The sequence below is a fragment of the Streptomyces sp. NPDC006207 genome (assembly GCF_040613835.1).
GTDB lineage: Bacteria > Actinomycetota > Actinomycetes > Streptomycetales > Streptomycetaceae > Actinacidiphila.
Genome location: NZ_JBEXSX010000010.1, coordinates 42261 through 60807, shown reverse-complemented (window position 1 = coordinate 60807; position 18547 = coordinate 42261). Strand labels below are relative to the sequence as shown.

General features: G+C 71.6%; 18 protein-coding genes and 1 tRNA gene. 5 read left to right on the top strand and 14 right to left on the bottom strand.

Annotated features, from left to right (window positions below):
* Positions 1–35: 35 nt before the first annotated feature.
* Positions 36–2084, top strand: a complete 2049-nt coding sequence (locus tag ABZ312_RS10415) for a PA14 domain-containing protein (RefSeq protein WP_500437216.1) — start codon at positions 36–38, stop codon at positions 2082–2084.
* A 491-nt stretch (positions 2085–2575) separates the two neighbouring features.
* On the opposite strand, the gene ABZ312_RS10410 is transcribed toward ABZ312_RS10415, so the two are convergent.
* Entirely contained in the window at positions 2576–2770 is a 195-nt protein-coding gene (locus ABZ312_RS10410) for a hypothetical protein (protein WP_500356549.1), read from the bottom strand.
* 298 nt (positions 2771–3068) lie between these two features.
* A tRNA-Tyr gene (locus ABZ312_RS10405) sits at positions 3069–3150 on the bottom strand.
* A 188-nt stretch (positions 3151–3338) separates the two neighbouring features.
* On the opposite strand from ABZ312_RS10405, the gene ABZ312_RS10400 reads away from it, so the two are divergent.
* The 4 genes from ABZ312_RS10400 to ABZ312_RS10385 all read left to right on the top strand — a co-directional run bounded on the left by ABZ312_RS10400 (position 3339) and on the right by ABZ312_RS10385 (position 7253).
* Positions 3339–3827, top strand: coding sequence for a YajQ family cyclic di-GMP-binding protein (locus ABZ312_RS10400; RefSeq protein WP_018558836.1), 489 nt, complete (start codon positions 3339–3341; stop codon positions 3825–3827).
* Positions 3828–4018: 191 nt separating this feature from the next.
* Positions 4019–5341, top strand: a complete 1323-nt coding sequence (locus tag ABZ312_RS10395) for a radical SAM protein (protein WP_500328188.1) — start codon at positions 4019–4021, stop codon at positions 5339–5341.
* Positions 5342–5794, top strand: a complete 453-nt coding sequence (locus tag ABZ312_RS10390) for a flavodoxin family protein (RefSeq protein ID WP_500328189.1) — start codon at positions 5342–5344, stop codon at positions 5792–5794. It abuts the gene before it with no gap.
* 76 nt (positions 5795–5870) lie between these two features.
* Positions 5871–7253: an FAD-binding oxidoreductase gene (locus ABZ312_RS10385; protein WP_500437214.1), complete on the top strand. Its 1383-nt coding sequence runs from the start codon at positions 5871–5873 to the stop codon at positions 7251–7253.
* Positions 7254–7279: 26 nt separating this feature from the next.
* On the opposite strand, the gene ABZ312_RS10380 is transcribed toward ABZ312_RS10385, so the two are convergent.
* From ABZ312_RS10380 to ABZ312_RS10325, 12 genes are all read right to left on the bottom strand, one after another.
* Positions 7280–7681 (bottom strand): YccF domain-containing protein, encoded by a 402-nt coding sequence (locus ABZ312_RS10380; protein ID WP_500328192.1) that lies wholly within the window; start codon positions 7679–7681, stop codon positions 7280–7282.
* 117 nt (positions 7682–7798) lie between these two features.
* Positions 7799–8659: a zinc metalloprotease HtpX gene (gene htpX / locus ABZ312_RS10375; protein ID WP_500328193.1), complete on the bottom strand. Its 861-nt coding sequence runs from the start codon at positions 8657–8659 to the stop codon at positions 7799–7801.
* Between the two features lie 119 nt (positions 8660–8778).
* Entirely contained in the window at positions 8779–10287 is a 1509-nt protein-coding gene (locus ABZ312_RS10370) for an NADH-quinone oxidoreductase subunit N (protein WP_500356553.1), read from the bottom strand.
* A complete protein-coding gene (locus ABZ312_RS10365; protein WP_500356555.1) occupies positions 10287–11858 on the bottom strand; it encodes a complex I subunit 4 family protein in 1572 nt (523 codons plus the stop codon). Before ABZ312_RS10365 ends, ABZ312_RS10370 begins: the two co-directional genes overlap by 1 nt.
* Before the next feature lie 3 nt (positions 11859–11861).
* Complete coding sequence (locus ABZ312_RS10360) at positions 11862–13862, bottom strand: NADH-quinone oxidoreductase subunit 5 family protein (RefSeq protein ID WP_500437212.1); 2001 nt, start codon at positions 13860–13862, stop codon at positions 11862–11864.
* Positions 13859–14245: an NADH-quinone oxidoreductase subunit NuoK gene (gene nuoK / locus ABZ312_RS10355; protein WP_500437210.1), complete on the bottom strand. Its 387-nt coding sequence runs from the start codon at positions 14243–14245 to the stop codon at positions 13859–13861. The genes ABZ312_RS10360 and nuoK overlap by 4 nt, the downstream gene beginning before the upstream one ends.
* The gene (locus ABZ312_RS10350; RefSeq protein WP_500328199.1) at positions 14245–14805 is read right to left on the bottom strand and encodes an NADH-quinone oxidoreductase subunit J family protein; all 561 of its coding nucleotides are present in this window, start codon (positions 14803–14805) and stop codon (positions 14245–14247) included. Before ABZ312_RS10350 ends, nuoK begins: the two co-directional genes overlap by 1 nt.
* Positions 14802–15362 (bottom strand): NuoI/complex I 23 kDa subunit family protein, encoded by a 561-nt coding sequence (locus ABZ312_RS10345; protein WP_500328200.1) that lies wholly within the window; start codon positions 15360–15362, stop codon positions 14802–14804. The genes ABZ312_RS10350 and ABZ312_RS10345 overlap by 4 nt, the downstream gene beginning before the upstream one ends.
* Positions 15362–16324, bottom strand: a complete 963-nt coding sequence (gene nuoH, locus ABZ312_RS10340) for an NADH-quinone oxidoreductase subunit NuoH (RefSeq protein WP_500328201.1) — start codon at positions 16322–16324, stop codon at positions 15362–15364. The genes ABZ312_RS10345 and nuoH overlap by 1 nt, the downstream gene beginning before the upstream one ends.
* On the bottom strand, positions 16321–17436 hold the full coding sequence (locus ABZ312_RS10335) for an NADH-quinone oxidoreductase subunit C (RefSeq protein WP_500437208.1): 1116 nt from the start codon (positions 17434–17436) through the stop codon (positions 16321–16323). Before ABZ312_RS10335 ends, nuoH begins: the two co-directional genes overlap by 4 nt.
* Positions 17433–18050, bottom strand: coding sequence for an NADH-quinone oxidoreductase subunit B (locus ABZ312_RS10330; RefSeq protein WP_500437206.1), 618 nt, complete (start codon positions 18048–18050; stop codon positions 17433–17435). Before ABZ312_RS10330 ends, ABZ312_RS10335 begins: the two co-directional genes overlap by 4 nt.
* Complete coding sequence (locus ABZ312_RS10325; RefSeq protein ID WP_326572910.1) at positions 18041–18409, bottom strand: NADH-quinone oxidoreductase subunit A; 369 nt, start codon at positions 18407–18409, stop codon at positions 18041–18043. The genes ABZ312_RS10330 and ABZ312_RS10325 overlap by 10 nt, the downstream gene beginning before the upstream one ends.
* Between the last annotated feature and the right edge of the window lie 138 nt (positions 18410–18547).

Below are 18547 nucleotides of genomic sequence, written 5' to 3'. Positions count from 1 at the left end.
CGCCATGCCGCCGAGGACCGGAAGCGAAGGAACGCATGAACCGACCCAGAAGCGCCACGGTCGCCACGGCCGCCACCGTCGTGCTCGCCACAGCGGGCGGCCTGCTCACCGCGGCCACGCCCGCTTCCGCCGCCGTGACCTGCACCTCGCCGGTCTTCAAGCGAACGTTCTACGCGAACACCACGTTCTCCGGGACACCCAGGCACACGGACTGCGACTCGGCGATCGACCAGAACTGGGGCACCGGCGCGCCCTACAAGGGCCTGCCCGTCAACAACTTCGGCGTCCGCTGGTCCACCACGCGCGACTTCGGTTCGGGTGGGCCGTTCACGTTCACCGCTTCCTCCCGCGACGGCATCCGCGTCTACCTCGACGGCGTCCGCAAGGTCGACCTGTGGAAGAACGTGTCGTCCACGGTGCGCAAGACCGCCAACGTCACCGTCCCCTCCGGCAAGCACACCCTGCGCGTCGACTTCGTCAACTGGACGGGCTCGGCCAACGTCACGTTCGGCTACGCCCCCCGCACGTCGGCGACGGTCGACAAGGTCAAGCCCCTCGTCCCGGCCGGGACCACCGTCGCCTACAGCGCGACCACCGCGTCCACGAAGGTCGGCTGGGCCAAGAACAAGGAGATGGACCTCGCCGGGTACCGCGTCTACCGCCGGCTGAAGGGCGCCTCCTACCCCTCGAAGCCGATCGCCACGACGACCTCCACCTCGTACACCGACACGACCGTCCCGAAGGACGGCAACGTCTACTACTACGAGGTCCGCGCCTACGACAAGGCCGGGAACACCTCGCCGGGCACCGCCGACCTCGGCATCACGACCGTCGACAGCGCCGCCCCCGCCGCCCCGAAGGGCGTCGAGGAGAACTGGGCCATGGGCTACCCCAGCACGATCACCCTGTACTGGGACAGCAACTCCGAGCCCGACCTGGCCGGCTACCGCGTCTACCGCTCGACGTCCCTGCCGGTCGCCCTCACCCCGGAGAACCGGGTGACCGGCGACGCCTTGTCGCACGGCGGCTACACGGGGCCGCTGCCGCAGACCGGCGACATCCACTACTACGTGGTCACCGCCGTCGACACGCACGGCAACGAGTCGGCGGCCTCGCACGCGGCGATGTATTACACCCGCGACCTGACGGGTCCGGTCGACACCGCACTCAACGCGCGCGGCCGGGAGGACGAGGCAGGCGTCACGCTGACCTGGGACCCCTCCGAGCGGACCAGCGACGACTTCGCGGGTTACACGATCATCCGGTACGCCCAGCCGCGCGGTACCGGGGGCCCGCGGGAGGTGGTCGGCACGGGGGTCGAGGGCACCACGTTCACCGACGCGGCGCCGCCGCCCGGCGCCACCTACTACTACGGGGTGGTCGCGGTCGACCACGCGGGCAACGGAGGCACCCCGTCCCAGGAGGTCGTCGTCACCGTCTCCGGGAACACGACGGCTCCCGCCCCGGTCAACGGCTTGACCGCCGACCCCAAGGAGAACGGCGTCACCCTCACCTGGGACGCCGACACCGCACCGGGCCTCGACCACTACCGCGTGCTGCGCGGCACGTTCGCCGACGGGCGGTGGACGTACGCCCCGCTGATCGACCCCTGGACCCTGCGGCCGCGGGAGATCAAGGCGACGACCTTCCACGACCGGACGGCGGCCGACGGCCAACGGATCCGCTACGCGGTCGTCTCCGTCGACCAGTACGGCAACCAGCTCACCCCCGACACCGGCGCGACCGTCACCGAGGTCACCGAACTCGACCTCCGCCCCACCGCCCCACCGGCGACCGGCGCCCCGATCCACCTGAACAGCAACGAGACCGGCTCCCTCCACTGGTTCCTCACCGACGGAAAGAACGCCAACGGCAGCCCGGTGACGGCCTTCACCGTGAGCCGATGGAACCGCGAGAGCGGGACCTTCGACGCGCTCGCCACGGAGCCCAAGGGCAACTCGACCGACTGGTACTGGTCCGACCGCACCCAGCCGGCCGCCACCACGGTCTACTACCGCGTCACGGTCCTCTACGCGGACGGCACGGAATCGGGCGCGTCCGAGGTCGCCGCCCTGAGCTACTGACCCCGCCCGCGCCGGCGGCGACAGCTGGGAAGGGGACCGGAAGTGAGTTTCCGGTCCCCTTCCACCGAGTCGTCGTCCGCCGGCGCGGGAAACCGTCCTGCGATCGGCGCATGGGCAACGCCACGGAGGTGCACGAGCGGCCCCACGCGCTGGCCGAAGCCGACCCCGGCCATCGGCGATTCGGTGCGGCACGTCACCGCCACCAGCTCGACCCGCCGGTCACGGAATCCCGAATGGCTCGCTTCGAGCAGGAGCACGGGATGAGCCTTCCTCCCTCCTACCGTGCCTTCATCACGGCAGTGGGAAGCGGGGGCGGGGGGCCTTGTCGCGCGCTGTTCCGGCGCCAGCAGACCGATCTCGGCGAACGGTGGGCAGACCTGCTGGCCACGCCGCCTCCTCTCCGACCAGGCGCTCAGCCACGGACCGGACTTCGACTGGTACATGTAGTGGCCGATGAACCCCGGCGGCACAGTGGACTCTTGAGCTCCGCGCTATGGCTTGATGTCAAAGAGCGGGATGGTCGGTGGCGGCGGGGCGAGTACGGCGCGAAGGCTGTTGAGCGTCGCACGCCATTGTCTGCCGTCCCGTGGGTTGACCCAGTTCGACGCCAATCCGGATTCGTCGCTGACGATGCGGCCGAGGGCTTCGTCCGCCAGGTTCCGGAGGTCGGAGCGGAAGGTCGGCATGGGTGAAGGGGCCGGTAGCCCAGGTACCCATGATGATCTCCTCGCACGGCTATGCCGGGAGCCTCGCACTGGCCACTGACAATGCGGCCACGACCGCGAAGCCAAGGTGCAGCCAGCCGTCCCACGCATGCCCCACAGCCGCAGGTCGGGCTCCGGATTCCCGTCCACACCCCGTCCACAACCGCTGGTGGAGAGCGTCCGAGAACGGGACGGAGCGAGACAGCGGCCAACGCCCGCCCGAGCAAGCAAAACAGCCCCTGCTCTGCGTTTCCGCAGCTCAGGGGCTGTGTTTCCACTGTGGCGGCGCCAGGATTCGAACCTGGGTAGGCTAAGCCGACGGATTTACAGTCCGCTCCCATTGGCCACTCGGGCACACCGCCTGGGAAGTGTCTCCGTGGGCCGCTTGTGTGCGGTCCCCGTGGCGACGTCGTAAACAATACCCGATGCGCGGGGGTGCTTCGCCACCCTATTGATCAGCGCTTCGGGCGGGTCCGGTGGCTAGGCTTGCGGGGGCGGCCCGGAGGCGGGTCGCGGACCTGACGGATCAGAGCCAAGGAGCCAACAGAAGATGGCCGACTCCAGTTTCGACATCGTCTCGAAGGTCGAGCGGCAGGAGGTCGACAACGCCCTCAACCAGGCCGCCAAGGAGATCTCGCAGCGCTACGACTTCAAGAACGTCGGCGCGTCGATCTCGTGGTCCGGGGACAAGATCCTGATGCAGGCCAACTCCGAGGAGCGGGTCAAGGCCATCCTGGACGTCTTCGAGACCAAGCTGGTCAAGCGGGGGATCTCGCTGAAGTCGCTGGACGCGGGCGAGCCCCAGCTGTCCGGCAAGGAGTACAAGATCTTCGCGACCATCGAGGAAGGCATCTCGCAGGAGAACGCCAAGAAGGTCGCCAAGATCATCCGCGATGAGGGGCCCAAGGGCATCAAGGCGCAGGTCCAGGGCGAGGAGCTGCGCGTGACGTCCAAGAGCCGGGACGACCTGCAGGCCGTCATCGCGCTGCTGAAGGGCAAGGACCTCGACTTCGCGCTGCAGTTCGTGAACTACCGCTGAGCGAGGTCTTGCCGAGGCCCCGGCCGCGAGGAGGCGGCCGGGGCCTTCGCCACGCGCACGACGGGGCGCATTCGGAGGGTGCCACCCGGGAAGCCGCCGTAGGTGCGTAGTGTCTTCCTGTTAGGTCTCCCCGGGACCGCCCCGCCCGTCGACGGCGGACCCGGGGCAGTGTCTCGAGGATGGAGCCGGGCATGCAAAGCCGCACCGCTTTGGTCGAGGACCTGATGAGCCGCTTCCCGCACGTCCCCCGCGAGGCGGTCATCAAGGAGGACCTCCTGCGCGGCGGGATCGCGTTCGACGAGTCCGCGCTCAGCGGCAACGAGGACGGCGACGTCAAGCCGAAGTCGTACTTCATCTTCTCCTTCGACCACCGCACCCTCCCCGAGCTGGGCGCCGCCGCGCTGAAGCGGCCGCCGGAGGAGATCGTGCTCACCGGCGGGCCGTACGACCTGCGCCGCACGGTGGTGTCGGTACGGGTGAACCCGGCCTCGCCGTACCGCGTGCGGGCGGGCGGGCGCGGTGTGCTCGGCCTCTACCTCGACGGGGTGCGCATCGCGGACGTCGGCCTGCCGCCGATGCCGGCGTACTACCGGCACACGCTGGAGAACGGCAAGTCGGTGATGGAGGTCGCGCCGACGATCCAGTGGGGCTACCTGATCTATCTGACGGTCTTCCGCGTGTGCCAGTACTTCGGCGCCAAGGAGGAGTGCCAGTACTGCGACATCAACCACAACTGGCGCCAGCACAAGGCGGCCGGACGCCCCTACACGGGTGTGAAGCCGGTCGAGGAGGTGCTGGAGGCGCTGGAGATCATCGACAAGTACGACGAGACGAAGTCCTCCACCGCCTACACCCTCACCGGCGGGGCGATCACCTCCAAGGTCGCCGGGCGGGACGAGGCGGACTTCTACGGCCACTACGCGAAGGCCATCGAGGAGCGCTTCCCCGGCCGCTGGATCGGCAAGGTCGTCGCGCAGGCGCTGCCCAAGGGGGACGTGCAGCGCTTCAAGGACTACGGCGTGCAGATCTACCACCCCAACTACGAGGTGTGGGACCGCCGTCTGTTCGAGCTGTACTGCCCGGGCAAGGAGCGTTACGTCGGCCGGGACGAGTGGCACCGCCGCATCCTGGACTCCGCGGAGATCTTCGGCCCGCGCAACGTGATCCCCAACTTCGTCGCGGGCGTGGAGATGGCCGAGCCGTTCGGCTTCGGCAGCGTCGGGGAGGCGATCGACTCCACGGCGGAGGGCCTGCGCTTCTTCATGTCGCGGGGCATCACGCCGCGCTTCACCACCTGGTGCCCGGAGCCGACGACCCCGCTGGGCAAGGCGAACCCGGAGGGCGCGCCGCTGGAGTACCACATCCGCCTGCTGGACGTGTACCGCGCGACGCTGGAGGAGTACGGGCTGAGCTCGCCGCCCGGGTACGGCCCGGCCGGCCCCGGCAACGCGGTGTTCTCGGTGAGCTCGTTCATGGACAGCCTGCCGGCGTCCGCGCCGGTCGGAGTGAGCTGAGTGCCGACCCTGCTGATCGTGCATCACACGCCGTCGCCGAACCTCCAGGCGATGTTCGAGGCGGTGGTCGCCGGCGCGACCACCGACGAGATCGAGGGCGTGGACGTCGTGCGGCGGGCCGCCCTCGCGGCGACCGCCTCCGACGTGCTCGCGGCGGACGGCTACGTGCTGGGCACGACGGCGAACCTCGGCTACATGTCGGGGGCGCTCAAGCACTTCTTCGACCAGGTCTACTACCCGTGCCTGGACGGCACGCGGGGCCGCCCGTTCGGCTACTACGTGCACGGCGGCAACGACGTGACGGGGACGGTGCGGGGGATCCGGTCGATCACCACGGGCCTGGGCTGGGAGCAGGCGGCGGCCGAGGTGACGGTCACCGGGGAGCCGTCCAAGGCCGATCTGCAGGCCTGCTGGGAGCTGGGCGCGACCCTGGCAGCCGGGTTGGCGGACTGACCGCGCGGGCCCGGCGCCGACGTGCCGGGCCCCTGCCCCCGTCCTACCGTGGAGGTGGAGAGAGGGGGCAGCACCGATGGCACCCCGGGTCCTGGACGACGCGACCCTGGACGCCCTGCGCTCCGGCTTCACGGGCGAGGTCGTCGCACCGGGCGACCCGTCCTACGACGAGAGCCGCACGCTCTTCAACGCGATGATCGACCGCAGGCCGTCCGTGATCGCCCTGTGCGAGACGGTGGAGGACGTCGCCGCGGCGATCCGCTTCGGACGGGAGCGCGGGCTGGAGGTCGCCGTCCGCGGCGGCGGGCACGGTGTCGCCGGGAATGCCCTGACGGACGGCGGCGTCGTCGTCGACCTGCGGCGCATGCACGCGGTCGTCGTCGACCCGGGGGCGCGCACGGCACGGGTCGGCGGGGGCGCCACGATGAGCCACCTGGACCGGGCGACGCAGCCGTACGGCCTGGTCACCACCGGGGGCCGGGTGTCCACCACGGGCGTGGGCGGCTTCACCCTCGGCGGCGGATCGGGGTGGCTGGAGCGCGCGTTCGGGCTGGCCTGCGACAACCTGGTGGAAGTCGAGCTGATGACGGCGGACGGCACCATGGTGCGGGCCGCCGAGGACGAGAACCCGGAGTTGTTCTGGGGGTTGCACGGGGGCGGCGGCAACTTCGGCGTCGCCACCTCTCTCACGTTGCGGCTGCACCCGCTGCCCGCGGTCACCGTGGCCCTGCTGCTGTGGCCGCCGGACGCCGGCCCCGAGGTGCTGTGCGCCTACCGCACCCTGCTGGCGTCGGCGCCGGACGAGATGGGCGGGGGCCTGCTCTTCCTCACCGGGCCTGCGGAGGAGTTCGTCCCGGAGCACATGGTGGGCGCGCTCACCTGCGCCGTCCTGGTGACGTACGCGGGCACCGGGGACGCGGCGCGCGAGGTGCTGGAGCCGCTGCTCGCGCTCGGCCCGCAGGGCCGGCTGGTGACGGAGCTGCCGTACGCGGACCTCCAGTCCATGTTCGACGACCCGCCGGGCTACCGGAACTACTGGTCGGCGGAGTACCTGGACGACTTCCCCGACGAGGCCGTGGACCGCTTCTGCGCCCGGGCCCGGGACATGGTGGTCCCCTCCCCCTCCCAGCACGTGCTGTTCCCCGTGGGCGGCGCCGTGGCGCGTCCTCCGGCCGACTACCCGCTGCCCTGGCGCCGGGCGCCGTGGGTCGTGCACCCGTTCGGCCTGTGGGCGGACCCGGCGGACGACGAGCGGGCCCGGCGGTGGGCGCACGGCATCCGCGCCGACGTGCGGCAGTGGTCCTCCGGCGCGGTCTACCTCAACTTCATCGGCGACGAGGGCGAGGGCCGCGTGATCGCCGGGTTCGGCGCGCACAACCTGGGGCGGCTGGCCCGGGTCAAGAGGGAGTACGACCCGCAGAACGTCTTCCGCCTCAACCACAACATCGAGCCGGACTGACCCAGGCCGCCGGGAGCGAGGGCGGCTCAGCGGGTGGCGTACGGGGCGTCGACGGGGACGATCTCGCGGCCGAGCGGCACCAGGGAGATCGGCACCATCTTGAAGTTCGCGATGCCGAACGGGATGCCGATGATCGTCAGGCAGAAGCCGATGCCCGCGAGCACGTGGCCGATGGCGAGCCAGATCCCCGCGAGGATCAGCCAGATGATGTTCCCGAGCAGCGACCCGACGCCCGCGTCACGGCGTTCCACCGTGGTGCGGCCGAAGGGCCACAGCACGTAGTTGGCGATCCTCAGGGACGCGATCCCCCAGGGGATGGTGATGATGAAGATGAACATCAGCAGGCCCAGCAGGGCGTAGCCGATGGCCATCCACAGGCCCCAGATGATCAGCCACACGACGTTCAGGACGATGTTGACCGCCTTCATTGCCCAAGCCTCCCATGCGTCCGGGGGCCCCGCCCGTCAGGAGGACGGGAGCCGCCGCTCCGTCAGCCGTCCTGCACAGGGCCCGTACCCGCGGGCGGGCCGGGCCGCACGTGGGCGTCAGCGGCGGTGGCCGGCCATCTCCTCCAGGCGGGCGATGCGCTCGCCCATCGGGGGGTGGGTCGAGAAGAGCTTGGACACGTCGCCGGGGCGGAACGGGTTGGCGATCATGAGGTGGCTGGTGGTCTCCAGCCGGGGTTCGGGCGGCAGCGGGGCGCGCTTGGTGCCCGTCTCCAGCTTGCGCAACGCCGAGGCGAGGGCGAGCGGGTCGCCGGTGAGGCGGGCACCGGAGGCGTCGGCCTCGTACTCGCGGGAGCGGCTGACGGCGAGCTGGATGAGGGAGGCGGCGACCGGGCCGAGGATCATCATGAGGAGCAGGCCGAACAGGCCCGGGCCCTCGTCGTCGTCGGAGCGGCCGATGGGGATCAGCCAGGCGAAGTTGACGAGGAACATCACCACGGAGGCCAGGGCACCGGCGACGGACGAGATGAGGATGTCGCGGTTGTAGACGTGGCTCAGCTCGTGGCCGATGACGCCGCGCAGCTCGCGCTCGTCGAGGAGGCGCAGGATGCCCTCGGTGCAGCACACGGCGGCGTTGCGCGGGTTGCGGCCGGTGGCGAAGGCGTTGGGGGCCTCGGTCGGGGAGATGTAGAGCCGCGGCATGGGCTGCCGCGCGGAGGTGGAGAGTTCGCGCACCATGCGGTACAGCGCCGGCGCCTCGAACTCGCTGACCGGGCGGGCGCGCATGGAGCGCAGTGCGATCTTGTCGCTGTTCCAGTAGGCGTAGGCGTTGGTCCCGAGGGCTACGACGAGTGCGACGATCAGTCCCGTACGGCCGAAGAAGCTGCCGATGACCAGGATGAGAGCCGACATTCCGCCCAGGAGCGCGGCGGTCTTCAGGCCGTTGTGCCGGCGGTGCACGGTACACCCTCCAAGGTGTGCATCGGGAGGACCTTCTCTCCTCGTCCAAGGAGAACCTCCCGTAGGGGCCAACGCCACCGGAGGGGCGTTAGTTCCCTTGTGCACCTTCTTCGGGGTGCTCAGAGCAGGGTGTCGGAGGCGAAGCGGAGGATGAGCTGGGGTGCGCCGGACAGGACGATCCCGACGACGGCGGTGAGCGCGATGGCGGCGCCGAGCGGGCGCGGGGTGCCGGCCGGGCGGGCGGTGGCGGCCGGTTCCGTCCCGGGCTTCGCGAAGAGCAGGACCGTCCACCGAAGGTAGTAGACGAGTGCGATGACGACGTTGACGGCCATGACGGCGGCCAGCCAGCCGAGGTCCGCGTCGACGGCCGAGGAGAAGACGGCGACCTTGGCGAACAGGCCGATGACGCCGGGCGGCAGGCCGGCCAGGCAGAGCAGGAAGAAGGCCATGGCCAGTGCGGCGAGCGGGTGGCTGCTGTGGAGGCCGCGGTAGTCGGTGAGGCGGTTCTGCGGCGCGGTGCGGGCGACGAGCGCGGCCACGCCGAAGGCGCCGAGGTTCACCGCGCCGTACATCAGCGCGTACGCGAGGGTGGTGCCGACCTGGTGGTCGGGGTCGGTGTACGCCGCGGCGGCGATCGGGACCAGCAGGTAGCCCGCCTGGCCGATGGACGACCAGGCCAGCAGACGGACCGCGCTGCGCGGGCGGTCGGGGCGCTGCACCAGGGCGGCGACGTTGCCGACGGTCATGGTGAGGGCGGCCAGGACGGCGACGGCGGGGCCCCAGACGTGCGCGTACGGCCGGAAGGCGACGACGGTCACGAGGATGAGGCCGGCGAACCCGGCGGCCTTGCCGACGACCGACAGGTAGCCGGCGACCGGGAGCGGGGCGCCGGTGTAGGTGTCGGGCACCCAGAAGTGGAAGGGCGCGACGGCGAGCTTGAAGGCGAAGCCGACGACGGTGAGGGCGGCGCCGGCGGCGGCGAGGGTGTCCAGGCGGGGGTCGACGCCCTGCAGTCCCTTGGCCATGGCCTCCAGGTGGAGGGTTCCGGTGGCGGCGTAGACGAAGCTGACGCCCAGCAGGGTGACGGCGGTCGCGGCGACCGAGGACAGGAAGAACTTCAGGGCCGCCTCGCTCGACAGCCGGTCGCCGCGGCGCAGGCCGACCAGGGCGAACGACGGGAGGGTGGTCACCTCCAGGGCGATCACGAGGGTCGCCAGGTCGCGGGAGGCGGGCAGCAGCGCGGCCCCGGAGGCCGAGGAGAGCAGCAGGAACCAGAACTCGCCGGCCGGCAGCTCGTCGAGGGTGTGCACCGACAGCAGGGCCGCGACGAGCGCTCCGGCCAGGACCAGCAGCTGCACCACGAGGGTGAAGTGGTCGGCGACGTAGGAGCAGTCGGCGGGGCTGCCGACGAGGCAGAAGGTGGTGCGGTCGCCGTCCAGCAGCGGCAGCAGGCTCAGCCCGGCCAGCACGAGGCCGGCCAGGGTGATCCCCACCAGCGGCTGCTTGCGGCCGTCGGGCAGGAAGAGGTCGGCGACCAGTACGACGAGCGCGGCCGCCGCCACGATGGCGGGCGGGGCGATCGCGGCCCAGTCGACCGACTGGACGACGGAGGTGGCGAGGGTGCTCATCAGCTGCCTCCGAGCAGGGTGCGCACGGCCGGGTCGGTGAGGCCGAGCAGGGCGGCGGGCCAGAGGCCCGCGAGGACGGTCAGGACGACCAGCGGGGTCCAGGCCGCGAACTCGTAGCCCCGGACGTCGGCGAGGGCCGGCGCGGCGTGGACGGTGTCGCGTTCGCCCATGCAGACGCGGCGCACGACGAGGAGGAGGTACGCGGCGGTGAGCAGGGTGCCGAAGGCCGCGACCGCGGTGAAGACGAGGTAGGCGCCGCGGTCCAGGCCCGGGGCGGGCTTGAAGGAGCCGAACATCGCGAGCATCTCGCCCCAGAAGCCTGCCAGGCCCGGCAGGCCGAGGGAGGCGACGGCGGCGAAGGCCAGCAGGCCGCCCATGCGGGGGGCCTTGCCGTACAGCGCGGCGCCGGTCTGCCCCGCGAGGCCGTCGAGGTCGGTGGTGCCGTAGCGGTCCTTGAGGGCGCCGACCAGGAAGAAGAGCAGGCCGGTGATGAGTCCGTGGGCGATGTTGGCGAAGAGTGCGCCGTTGACACCGGTGGTGGTCAGGCTGGCGATGCCGAGCAGCACGAAGCCCATGTGGCCGACGGAGCTGTACGCGATGAGGCGCTTGAGGTCGCCTCCGGCGCCGCGGCGGGCCAGGGCCAGGCAGGCCAGCGACCCGTAGACGATGCCGACGACCCCGAAGGCGGCCAGGTAGGGCGCGAAGGTCTGCATGCCCTCGGGGGCGATGGGCAGCAGGATCCGCACGAAGCCGTACGTGCCCATCTTGAGCAGGACGCCGGCCAGGAGCACCGAGCCGACCGTGGGGGCGGCGGTGTGGGCGTCGGGGAGCCAGCTGTGCAGCGGCCACATCGGGGTCTTGACGGCGAGGCCGAGGCCGATGGCGAGGACGGCGACCAGTTGCGTGGAGTGACTGAGAGCTGCTCCGGGGCCACTGTCAGTGGCGAGTGCCACCATGTCGAATGTGCCCGCCTTCAACCCGATGAGGAGCAGGCCGAGCAGCATGATCACGGAGCCGAGCAGTGTGTAGAGGATGAAGCGCAGGGCGGACTTCTCCCGGTTCTCGCCGCCCCAGCGGGCGATGAGGAAGTACATCGGGATGAGGACCGTCTCGAAGGCGAGGAAGAAGAGCAGCAGGTCGAGCACGGCGAAGGTGGCGAGCGTGCCCGTCTCCAGGAGGAGCAGGAGCGCCACGAAGGCCTTCGGGGACGGGCCCGCGGGCATCTTGAAGTAGCTGTAGAGCGCGCAGAGGAAGGTCAGCAGCGCGCTCAGGACGAGGAGGGGGAGGCTGATGCCGTCGATGCCGAGGTGGATGCGGATGCCGAGGGCCGGGATCCAGCTGATGTCGGTGCTCGCCTGCATCGTCGCGGGGTGGTCGTGGTCGAAGCCCACGGCGAGGACGATGCTCAAGGCGAGGACGAGACCGGTGACGGTGACGCCGTGGCGCAGCACGGCCTGGTCGGGGTCCTTCCCCCGCAGACCGGGCGGAGGCGGCAGCAGGGCCGCCGCGGCGCCGAGCAGCGGCAGGACGACGGCGGCCGCGAGGACGTACTGGAGGACGGTGTCGTTCACGGCTCACGCTCCGACGGCGACGAGGACGGCGAGGATCACGGAGCCGGCCAGCAGCACGCTGATGTAGGTCTGCACGTTGCCCGTCTGGGTGCGGCGCACGAGCGCCCCGAGCAGCCGGGGCAGTCCGCCCGCGCCGCGGACGTACGTCTCGACGACCTCGCGGTCGAGGAAGCGGACGAGGCCGGAGGCGGCGAGCACGGGACGGACGAAGAGCGCCGCGTACAGGGCGTCGAGGCGGAAGCCGTGCGCGGCGGGCTCGAAGAGCGGGCCGAGGAGCAGGCGTCCGGGGTCGCCGGGGTCCCGGGCGGCGGCGACGTCACCGTAGACCTGTTCGTGGGTCTGCGAGGCGGCGGCCTCGGTGAGCGCCGGCTCCTCGTCGGCCGCCGCGGGGACCAGGGCCCCCATGGGCGCGCCGCGGCGGGTCGCGGTGGCCTGCCAGGCGCCGTAGGTCGCCAGGATGCCGACGACGCCGAGGCCGACGCCGAGGATCGAGGTGACCAGGGTCGGGGCGAGCTCGTTGCCGTCGAGCCAGGCGGGGAGGTCGAAGAACTTCGGCACGAGGGAGACGGCACCGAAGGCGAGGGTGGGGATCGCCAGCACCCACAGCACGGCGGTCATGACGGCCGGTTCCTTGCCGTGGGCCTGGGGGGCCGCGGCGCCCTGGCCGCGGAAGGCCAGGAGGAACAGGCGCGTGGCGTAGCCCGCGGTGAGCACGGCGGTGACCAGCGCGGCGACCAGGACGAGCCAGCCGACGGCCGACGGGACGCCCTCGGCGTGGCCGGAGGCGGCGTGCTCGGCCGCCCGCAGCACCGACTCCTTGGAGAAGAAGCCGGAGAAGGGCGGGATCGCGGCCAGGGCGGCCAGCGCGATGCCCATGGTCCACATGGCGTCGGGGACGCGCTTGCCGAGGTCTCCCATGCGGGACATCGCGGCCAGCGAGTTGGTGCCGGCGGCGTGGATGACGACGCCGGCGGCGAGGAAGAGGAGGGCCTTGAAGGCACCGTGCGAGACCAGGTGGAACACGGCGGCGCTGCGGTCGCCGACGGCGAGGGCAGCGGCCATGTAGCCGAGCTGACCGATCGTCGAGTAGGCGAGCACGCGTTTGATGTCGTCCTGGGCGAGCGCGGCCAGACCGGAGCCGATCATGGTGACGGCGGCCAGCACGCCGAGCACCGCGAGGGTGACGGTGGAGGCCTCGAAGACCGGCAGCAGCCGGGCGACGAGGTAGATGCCGGCCGCGACCATCGTGGCGGCGTGGATCAGCGCGGACACCGGGGTGGGGCCGGCCATCGCGTCGGGCAGCCAGGTGTGCAGCGGGAACTGCGCCGACTTGCCGGCGACACCGGCGAGCAGCAGCAGGCCGACGAGGGTCGGGTGCGCGATCCCGCCGTGGGTGGCCGTGGTGAGGATGCCGTTGATCCGGAACGTCCCGGCGTCGGCGGCGAGCGCGAAGACGCCGATCAGGAAGGGGACGTCGCCGAGCTTGGTGACCAGGAAGGCCTTGAGCGAGGCGGCCCGGGCGACCTCGGTCTCCCAGTAGTGGCCGACCAGGAAGTACGAGCAGATGCCCATGACCTCCCAGCCGACCAGCAGCACCATCAGGTCGCCGGTGTAGACGACCAGGAACATGGCGGCGGTGAAGAGGGAGACCAGGGCGGAGTAGGAGGCGTAGCGCGGGTCGTGGCGCAGGTAGGCCGTGGAGTACAGCTGCACGCAGGTGGCGACCAGGCCGACGAGGACGGCGATGAGGACCGCGAAGCCGTCGAGGTGCAGGGCGAGGTCGATCGGTACCGAGCCGGTCGGCGTGAGCCGGGTCGCGGCGTCGGTGGCCGGGCCGCTGCCCTGGCGTACGGCGACGACCACCGCCAGCACGAAGGCGGTCGCGGTGGGCAGCACGGCCAGCGGCCGGACGAAGCCGGGGGCGGTGCGGCCGAGCAGCAGACCGCCGACGGCGCCGAGGAAGGGGAGGAGGGGGACGAGGACGGCGAGGGTCGTCAGGGTCACGCTGCGGCCTCGGCCTTCTCTTCGGGTGCGGAGGGCCCGTCCCCTTCGCCCTGCGGGTCGTGCGGGTCGTGCGGGTCGTGCTCGGCGAGGTCGGTGAGGCGGTCGACGTCCGAGCTGCCCCGGTTGCGGTACACCAGCAGGACGATGGCGAGGCCGATGCCGATCTCGGCGGCGGCGATGACGATGACGAACAGCGTCAGCGCCTGCCCGGCGTGGAGGGTGTCGCGGAGCCAGACGTCGAAGGCGACCAGGTTGAGGTTGACCGCGTTCAGCATCAGCTCGACCGACATCAGGACGAGGATCGCGTTGCGCCGGGCGAGGACGCCGTACAGGCCGACGGAGAACAGGAGGACGGCGAGGACGGCGGGATAGGCGAGATGCATCAGCGCTGCTCCCCCGGCTGCTGACGGGACTGCTTGCGGGACAGGACGATCGCACCGACGAGCGCGGCGAGCAGGAGCACCGACAGCGCCTCGAACGGCAGCACCCAGTGCTGGAAGAGGATCCGGCCGGTGACCTTGGTGGAGCCCTGCGCGGCGCCGTCCACGTCGATCCAGGTGGCCCGGAAGGCGTCCACCACGACCCACACCAGCGTGCCCGCGGCGGCGACGGCCACGGCCAGCGCCGCGATCCGGTTGCCCGAATCGGCGTCCGGGGAGCGGCCGATGGGCGCCTTGGTGAGCATCAGCCCGAACAGGACGAGCACCACGACCGACCCGACGTAGATCAGCACCTGCACCCAGGCGATGAACTCGGCGGTGAGCAGCAGGTATTCGACGGCGACGCCGCCGAGCGCGACGACCAGCCACAGCGCGGCGTGCACCAGCTGCTTGGTGGTGACGCTGACGACGGCGGCGGCGAGGGTCGCGACGCCGACGAGGAGGAAGACGATCTCGACCCCGGTCGGGGACAGGAAACCGGGGTGGGCCGCGGAGAGGTTCACGCGTCTCCCCCCGGCTGCCCGGCCTCGGCGGCGGCGACCGCGGCGGCGGCCTTCTCCGCGGCCTTGCGGGCGGCACCGAGCTCCTTGGGCTCCTCGGCGGCCGGGTCGAGCGGCGGCGGGGCCGGCACCGTCCACATCCACTCGCGCAGCTTGTCGCGCTCGTGGGTGAGGTCGAGGATGTCGGTCTCCGCGTACTCGAACTCCGGCGACCAGAACAGGGCGTCGAAGGGGCACACCTCGATGCAGATGCCGCAGTACATGCAGAGCGAGAAGTCGATGGCGAAGCGGTCCAGCACGTTGCGGCTGCGCTCGCGGCCGCCGGGGGTGACGGCGGGCACCGTCTCCTTGTGGGAGTCGATGTAGATGCACCAGTCGGGGCACTCACGGGCGCACAGCATGCAGACCGTGCAGTTCTCCTCGAACAGCGCGATCACACCGCGGCTGCGGGGCGGCAGCTCGGGCTGCACCTCGGGGTACTGCGCGGTGTGCGAGCGCCGGGTCATCGTGCGCAAGGTGACGGCGAGGCCCTTGGCCAGGCCGGAACCGGGGATGCCCATCAGGAGATCACCACCTTCACCACGCCGGTGAGCGCGATCTGGGCCAGGGCGAGCGGGATGAGGACGGTCCAGGCGAACCTCTGCAGCTGGTCCTCGCGCAGGCGCGGGTACGTGACCCGGAGCCAGATGACGACGAAGGCCAGGACCGCGGTCTTGAGCAGCGTCCACAGCCAGCCGAGGCTGCCGGACCAGGGGCCGTGCCAGCCGCCGAGGAACAGGACGGTGGTCAGGCCGCACAGCACGACGATGCCGGCGTACTCGGCGAGCAGGAACAGGGCGAAGCGCATGCCCGTGTACTCGGTGTAGGCACCGAAGATGATCTCGGAGTCCGCGACGGGCATGTCGAAGGGCGGCCGCTGGAGTTCGGCGAGGCCGGCGGTGAAGAACACGAAGGCGCCGATCAGCTGCCACGGCGTCCACCACCAGGCGTACGCGTCGACGATGCCGGGCAGCGAGAGCGTCCCGGCCGCCATGGCGACGGACGCGGCGGCGAGCAGCATCGGCAGCTCGTACGACATCAGCTGCGCGGCGGTGCGCAGACCGCCGAGGAGGGAGAACTTGTTGGCGGAGGCCCAGCCGGCCATGAGGGAGCCGAGCACGCCGACGCCCATGACGGCGAGCACGAAGAACAGGCCCGCGTCGATGTCCTGGCCGACGAGTCCGCCGGGGCCGACCGGGATCGCGACGATGACCAGGAGGTAGGGCAGCAGCGCGACGGCGGGCGCGAGTTGGAAGATCTTCCGGTCCGCGTCGGCCGGGACCACGTCCTCTTTCTGCGCGAACTTCACGCCGTCGGCGACGAGCTGGGCCCAGCCGTGGAAGCCGCCGGCGTACATGGGTCCGAGGCGGCCCTGCATGTGGGCCATGACCTTGTGCTCGGTCTGGCCGACGACGAGGGGCAGGACGAGGAAGGCGACGAGCACGGCGAGCAGCCGGAGGATCACTTCGAGGGCGTCGCTCACGGTGTGCTGCCTCCTTCTGCGTCGTCGTTGCCGGGGGTGTCCGGGGTGGTGCCGGGGGTGTCGGCGTCCGCGGTGGGCCGAGCGGGTCCGCCGTCCCGGCCCTCGTCCGGTGCGGTCGCGGGTTTCGCCGGTTCCGGCTGCGCTTCCGCTGCCGGGGCGGGTTTGGCGTCGGGCTGCGCTTCCGCTGCCGGGGCGGCGGCCGGTTCGGGGTCGCGGGGGACGTCCCAGGGCGCGTCCGGGGTGCGCTTGCGGGGCGTCGCGGGCTCCGCAGGAACCGCGGAGGTCCCGGGAGCCGCCGGGCTCCCGGCGGTGCCGGCCTGGCTGACGGAGCCGTCGCCCGCCGAGCGGGTGCGGCGCGGGGTGGCGGCAGGGGCCGCGGCGGGGGTCTGGCTCGCGGAGCCCTCGGTGACGCTGCGGGTGCGCCGGGCGGGACGCTCCGCGCCGCCCGCCGCACCGGCGGCTCCGGCGGCACCGGCCGCGCGCGGGGTCCGGGCGGGCCTCGCCGGGGCGGGCGGCAACTGCCCCTTCAGCGGTCCCCACTCGTTGGGGTCGGGCACGCCCGGCGGCAGCATCTGGCGGCGCTTGGGGCCGCCGTGCGCTGCTCCCGCCGCAGGCTCCCCCGGCTCCTTGGCGCCCGGCCACGCCTTCGCCACACGCGCCGCCAGCACGAAGTCCTTGCGCAGCGGATGCCCCTCGAAACCCTCGGGCAGCAGCAGCGGCACCAGGTGCGGGTGGCCGGTGAAGTCGACACCGAACATCTCGTGCGTCTCGCGCTCGTGCCAGGCGGCGCCCGCGTAGACGCCGACGGCGGTCGGCAGGGCCGGGGCCTCGTGCGGGACGGTCGTACGGATCATCAGGCGCCGAACGGAGCCGACCGCGGGGGCCACCACGTGGGCGCAGACCCGGAACCCGGTGCCGCCTTCGTCGACGGCGCTGAGCCAGTCGAAGAAGGTGCAGCCGAGGGTGTCCCGGGCGGCCCGCAGGGCGTCGGTCCAGGAGGCGGCGGGGACGTCGACGGTCAGCAGGCCGTACGCCTCCTCCGCCGTGGCCTCGGCGCCGAAGACCTCGGCGACGGCGTCCGGCTCGGGGAGCCGGTCGAAGGGCGTGGTCACTTCGCGGCCTCCCCGGGCGGCGGCGGGGCCTGGACCAGGCCGCTGCGCAGCGCTGCGGTGGACGCGGGCGGGGTGCCCCCGTCGCTGTAGCGCTCGCCGAGCGACTCGCGGGCGATCTTCTCCTGGAGCTTGAGGATGCCCTGGAGCAGCGCCTCGGGCCGCGGCGGGCAGCCGGGCACGTAGACGTCGACGGGGATGATCTGGTCGACGCCCTTGGTCACGGAGTACGAGTCCCAGTAGGGGCCGCCGCAGTTGGAGCAGGCGCCGAAGGAGATGACGTACTTCGGCTCGGGCATCTGCTCGTACAGGCGCTTCACGGCCGGGGCCATCTTGTCGGTGACGGTGCCCGAGACGATCATGAGGTCGGCCTGGCGCGGGCCGGGCGCGAAGGGGATCACGCCGAGCCGGATGAAGTCGTGCCGGGCCATGGACGCGGCGATGAACTCGATGGCGCAGCAGGCGAGCCCGAAGTTGAAGACCCACAGGCTGTAGCGGCGGCCCCAGTTCAGGACCACCTTCATCGGCTCGGGTGCCAGCCGCGCGAGCGTACCGAGGCGGCGCGGCTCCGGCAGGTACTCGGGAGTGCTCACATCGGTCACATCGGTCACGTCCATTCCAGGACGCCCTTCTTCCAGGCGTAGAGCAGACCGACGGCGAGGAAGCCGAGGAAGACGAACATCTCGACCAGCGTGGTGCCGCCGTACCCCTCGGCGGCGAACACCGTCGCCCAGGGGAAGAGGAAGATCGCGTCGACCGCGAAGACGACGTACAGGAAGGAGTAGACGTAGTAGCGGATCTGGGTGTGCGCCCAGCCCTCGCCGACGGGGTCGACGCCGCACTCGTACGTGAGCATCTTCTCCTGCGTCGGCACGACGGGCCGCAGCAGGCGACCGGCCCCGAAGGCCACGGTCACGAAGAGCACCCCGAGCACCGCGACCAGTCCGACGACCGAGTAGCCGTGGAAGTAGTCCACGTCCGTCCGCCCCTCGTTTCTCGTCGTAAGCGCGTTGTCCAGCGATCCCGGTGGATCTTTAGACGATCTGTACGAACGGAGTCTAGGCCCTGCCTCCCGGAGCGGAACCACCCGTCCTGACCGGTGGTACGGATAACC

What these genes read in the sequence shown, in the direction of transcription:
- ABZ312_RS10330 (WP_500437206.1), bottom strand. Translation starts at nt 18,050, where the DNA reads ATGGACGTGACCGATGTGACCGATGTGAGCACTCCCGAGTACCTGCCG.
- ABZ312_RS10410 (WP_500356549.1), bottom strand. Translation starts at nt 2,770, where the DNA reads ATGCCGACCTTCCGCTCCGACCTCCGGAACCTGGCGGACGAAGCCCTC.
- ABZ312_RS10395 (WP_500328188.1), top strand. Translation starts at nt 4,019, where the DNA reads ATGCAAAGCCGCACCGCTTTGGTCGAGGACCTGATGAGCCGCTTCCCG.
- ABZ312_RS10380 (WP_500328192.1), bottom strand. Translation starts at nt 7,681, where the DNA reads ATGAAGGCGGTCAACATCGTCCTGAACGTCGTGTGGCTGATCATCTGG.
- ABZ312_RS10415 (WP_500437216.1), top strand. Translation starts at nt 36, where the DNA reads ATGAACCGACCCAGAAGCGCCACGGTCGCCACGGCCGCCACCGTCGTG.
- nuoK (WP_500437210.1), bottom strand. Translation starts at nt 14,245, where the DNA reads ATGCATCTCGCCTATCCCGCCGTCCTCGCCGTCCTCCTGTTCTCCGTC.
- ABZ312_RS10385 (WP_500437214.1), top strand. Translation starts at nt 5,871, where the DNA reads ATGGCACCCCGGGTCCTGGACGACGCGACCCTGGACGCCCTGCGCTCC.
- ABZ312_RS10345 (WP_500328200.1), bottom strand. Translation starts at nt 15,362, where the DNA reads ATGGGCATCCCCGGTTCCGGCCTGGCCAAGGGCCTCGCCGTCACCTTG.
- ABZ312_RS10370 (WP_500356553.1), bottom strand. Translation starts at nt 10,287, where the DNA reads ATGAGCACCCTCGCCACCTCCGTCGTCCAGTCGGTCGACTGGGCCGCG.
- ABZ312_RS10400 (WP_018558836.1), top strand. Translation starts at nt 3,339, where the DNA reads ATGGCCGACTCCAGTTTCGACATCGTCTCGAAGGTCGAGCGGCAGGAG.